The organism is Deinococcus metallilatus (genome assembly GCF_004758605.1).
GTDB lineage: Bacteria > Deinococcota > Deinococci > Deinococcales > Deinococcaceae > Deinococcus > Deinococcus metallilatus.
Genome location: NZ_CP038512.1, coordinates 225,001 through 227,500, shown reverse-complemented (window position 1 = coordinate 227,500; position 2,500 = coordinate 225,001). Strand labels below are relative to the sequence as shown.

General features: G+C 67.4%; 3 protein-coding genes (1 of these 3 cut by a window edge). 2 read left to right on the top strand and 1 reads right to left on the bottom strand.

Annotated features, from left to right (window positions below; all coding sequences use genetic code 11):
* Both E5F05_RS06970 and E5F05_RS06965 read left to right on the top strand, forming a co-directional pair.
* Positions 1 to 440 carry the 3' portion of a TerC family protein gene (locus tag E5F05_RS06970; protein WP_129117902.1) on the top strand. 358 nt of this gene lie to the left of the window's left edge, so the window shows 440 of its 798 coding nt (coding positions 359-798); its start codon lies beyond the left edge, outside the window; its stop codon occupies positions 438 to 440.
* 98 nt (positions 441 to 538) lie between these two features.
* Positions 539 to 1,765, top strand: a complete 1,227-nt coding sequence (locus tag E5F05_RS06965) for a 2,3-bisphosphoglycerate-independent phosphoglycerate mutase (RefSeq protein WP_129117901.1) — start codon at positions 539 to 541, stop codon at positions 1,763 to 1,765.
* 67 nt (positions 1,766 to 1,832) lie between these two features.
* Here E5F05_RS06965 and E5F05_RS06960 read toward each other — a convergent pair whose 3' ends face one another.
* Complete coding sequence (locus E5F05_RS06960) at positions 1,833 to 2,366, bottom strand: P-loop nucleotide/nucleoside kinase family protein (protein ID WP_129117900.1); 534 nt, start codon at positions 2,364 to 2,366, stop codon at positions 1,833 to 1,835.
* Positions 2,367 to 2,500 lie beyond the last annotated feature (134 nt).

Here is a 2,500-nt window from a genome sequence, read left to right as displayed (position 1 = left end):
GCGTGGACTCGATTCTGGCGGGGGTCGCGCTGCTCAAGCCCGAGATGCGCGACACGCCCACCGGCTTCTGGATCGTGGTGGCGGGCGGCATCATGGGCCTGGTGCTGGTGCGTTTCGCCAGTACCTTCTTCCTGAAGCTGCTCGACCGCTTCCCGGCGCTGGACGACGTGGCCTACATCCTGATCGGGTGGATCGCCGTCAAGCTGGGCATCGAGACGGTCGAACAGGTCAGCGAGGTGTACGACCTGGGCTGGCACGTCATGATGCCCTCCTGGCTGTTCTGGACCGGCATGGGCGTGATCGCGGTGGTCGGCAGTCTGGTCGCCATGCGCCACCCCGCCCGCAGCGACGAGGTCGCCGAGGCCGACGTGCAGGCGATCCGCCGCGACCTCGACGCCGCCGCGAACGATCCGCTGGACGGCAAACTCGACCGGCGCTGAAGCCTCCCCGTGGCCGGAGCCACCTCTGCGGCGGGGTGGCTCCGCTCTCTCTGCCCCATCCCCGCCCCCCGCCGGATGGGGAGGGTACAGTAACCCCTATGGACCTGATCGACACCGTGCGCCCCCTCGCCAAGAAGACCCCCAGCAAGATCCTGATGGTCGTGCTGGACGGCGTGGGCGGCCTGCCCCTCACCGTGAACGGCGACACCGAACTGGCGACCGCCAAGACGCCCAACCTCGACGCACTGGCGCAGGAATCGCAACTGGGCCTGGCCGAACTCGTCGCGGCGGGCATCACCCCCGGCAGCGGCCCCGGCCACCTGAGCCTCTTCGGCTACGATCCCCTCAAGTATGTGGTGGGGCGCGGGGCCCTGTCGGCGGTGGGTATCGGCGTGAAGCTGAACGCGGGGGACGTGGCCGTGCGCGGCAATTTCGCCTCCCTCGGCCAGAGCCGCCTGATCATCGACCGCCGCGCCGGGCGCCCCAGCAACGAGAAGAACGCCGAGATCGTGGCCAAACTCCGCGCCGCCATTCCCGAGATCGACGGCACCCCGGTCGAGATCTACAGTGAGTCCGAACACCGCTTCGTGGTCGTGTTCCGCGCGGCCGGGACGCCGCTGGGGGCCAACGTCAGCGACGTGGACCCCCAGGTGACCGGCGTGCCGCCCCGCACCGCCGTCGCCCACGACCCGGCCAGCGAGCGCACCGCGCATCTCGTCAACGAATTCGTGACCCGCGCCGAGGCCGCCCTCGCGGACGAGCCCGTGGTGAACGGCGTGCTGTTCCGGGGCTACAGCGAGGTGCCCCACTTCCCCAACTTCGACGACATCTACCAGCTCCGCGCCGCCTCCATCGCCAGCTACCCGATGTACAAGGGCCTCACCAGCCTGGTCGGGATGGACGTGCTGCCGGTCCAGGGCGAGGGGGACGCGCTGGAGGGCAAGGTCGCCGCCCTGAAGGAGAACTGGGACGACTACGACTTCTTCTACTGGCACGTCAAGAAGACCGACTCCACCGGCGAGGACGGTGATTTCGACGCCAAGGTGAAGAAGATCGAACAGTTCGACGCGCTGCTGCCGCAACTCCGCGCCCTCCAGCCCGACGTGCTGTGCATCGTGGGCGACCACTCCACCCCCAGCAAGCTCGCCAGCCACTCCTGGCACCCGGTCCCGCTGCTGATCAACAGCCCCTACGGCCGCAAGGACCCCGCCACCCGCTACACCGAGGAGGAAGCCCTGAAGGGCACCCTGGGCCTGCGCCGGGGCACCGACATCATGCCGCTCCTGATGGCAAACGCGCTGAAGTTGCAGAAGTACGGGGCGTGAAGAAGCTGTCTGCCGTCAGCTTTTAGCCGTCAGCAAAAGAGGGGGAGGTCCGGGTGGGTCCTTCCCCTCAGCCTTGTTCGTGCACCCAGGAGGCGAGTTCGGGGAGGTCGTGGGACTGGGTGGTATCCAGGCGGCGGAGTGGGACATCCAGCTTCAGTGGCTCCCAACAGGCATTGGGCGGCAGGTGGGCGTGGTCGAAGGGCTGATGAATATGGGGATGCTCACCCGCCGCCACCCGCCCGGCGTGACGGCGCCGCAACTCGTCCAGTGGAGCCTCGCAGAACAGTTGGATCACTTGCGCCCCATACGCTTCCGCCAAAGCCGTGATCTTCGGCTCGCTCAGGCCCAGGTAAAAATGCGTTTCCAGCACCACATCCCCGCCTGCCGCCAGCACCACCCCCGCCACGTGGTACATGATCTCGAAACTCAGCGGCCCAGCCTGCGTACGAGTCAGGTCGGGCAGATGCTCGTGCAGCAGCTCCTTGTACTCGTCCTTGCTCACGAAGGGCCAGCGCAGCTCCCGCGCCAGCCGTGAGCCGAGGTGCGTTTTGCCGGAAGCGGGCAGGCCGGAGATGACGAGGAGGGTGGGTGAGGGGGCCATAGCTGAAAGTTACCGTGGCACCCTTGACGAATGAAGCTGAGCGTGAGTCTGCCCGAAGCGCAAGTCACCTTTCTGGACTGTTCCCGACAGCAGCGCGGTTTGGGCATCTGAAGTTGCTCCAGGAGAGCGTGCTG

Bases quoted from the DNA above. Each gene is read 5' to 3' on its own strand.
- E5F05_RS06965 (WP_129117901.1), top strand. From the start codon at position 539: ATGGACCTGATCGACACCGTGCGCCCCCTCGCCAAGAAGACCCCCAGC.
- E5F05_RS06960 (WP_129117900.1), bottom strand. From the start codon at position 2,366: ATGGCCCCCTCACCCACCCTCCTCGTCATCTCCGGCCTGCCCGCTTCC.